Raw genomic sequence first — 1,238 nt, forward strand, 5'->3', positions numbered from 1 at the left:
AGACCCATTGAACGCCAATACAGGCACCGTTGATTATTCTTTTAAAGTTCGTAAATACAAGCACGGTGTCCGCTTTGAGGGCGAAAAAGAGGGCGGAGAAATCAGCTTATTTGATGAGGTAGCGAAATGATAGAACACCACCAAGGCTACACGGCTATAAAACGGTACGGACGGAATAGTTTTAGACAAGCAGGTAAACACCCGTTTAAGATAATTGACAATGCACGAGCGGTTAAATATGACTTAATACAGCAGTTCGAAGCAAGTACAGGTATTATCTTACCCAGCGGAGTGAAAGGCAACTTATGCACGCAACCAGTGCCGATTTTAGGCAAGCAACTGGCTATCATAAAATTACAGATAAAGGAAAATAAAAAATGAAATTAAGCGAATTACAAACAATTGACCAAAATATCATTAAATTTCTTTCTGAACATAGAGGAATTGAACGAGCTGTTAAAGGCAAGATTTTAGCACAAGCGCTTGATATTGATTTTAGAACACTTCAAAGCAGAATTGAGTACCTACACAAGCAAGGTTGCGCCATTGGTTCGATTGATAACGGCTATTTTATCCCAACTAATGAAGACGAGCGCAGGGCTGGCATTATCAAGAAACAACGCACAGGCATTGCGATTAATAACGCAGTCAACGGCTACACCCTTGCGGAACTTGATTGGATTGACCAACTTTTTAAGGAGGACTAACAAAGTGAATTGTTATTTATGTGGTAAACCTCTAAAAGAAAATGAAGTCATTCCCTATCAAGAGCGACAAATTTGCGATGAATGTGAGTATAGACTGGAGGTTGACCATTGACACCCAAAGAACAAGCCCTAAACTGTATTAATCGCGGTTTTTCTGTTATCGCTGGTTTTCCTCTTGGGAAAAGTGAAAGGGCAATTATAAAGGGGACTTCAAGCGGAACACTTGACGAAATCACAGTGAGCGCGTGGTTTGATGAAATACCGAACCGCAATATCATGATTAATCTTAGAAACAGCGGTTTGATTTGTATTGACTTAGACCAGCACCAAAACGGACAGAATGGCAGAGCTGTATTTAGTCGCTTGTGGAATGAACACAGCGAGGGCGAAATATTAAGTACCTATGTTGAAAAGACACCCACAGGCAACGGCTTGCACGTTTTCTTTAAAGTTCCCAAAGAGCTATTCAGTCAGCCGATTGTCAATGAACTAGCGGACGGTGTAGAGATAAAGACACACTTTACACCAATC

At 40.9% G+C, this 1,238-nt stretch carries 2 protein-coding genes; both read left to right on the forward strand.

Translation table 11 applies throughout. The features are described from left to right. The first annotated feature begins 377 nt into the window (after window positions 1-377). On the forward strand, window positions 378-707 hold the full coding sequence (locus tag ABZ914_RS51565; RefSeq protein WP_312257954.1) for a hypothetical protein: 330 nt from the start codon (window positions 378-380) through the stop codon (window positions 705-707). Window positions 708-815: 108 nt separating this feature from the next. Next, a partial coding sequence (locus ABZ914_RS51570; protein ID WP_500201844.1) for a bifunctional DNA primase/polymerase occupies window positions 816-1,238 on the forward strand: 423 nt, incomplete at its 3' end.

This window comes from Spirillospora sp. NPDC046719 (assembly GCF_040645715.1).
In the GTDB taxonomy this organism is placed as follows: Bacteria; Actinomycetota; Actinomycetes; order Streptosporangiales; family Streptosporangiaceae; genus Spirillospora.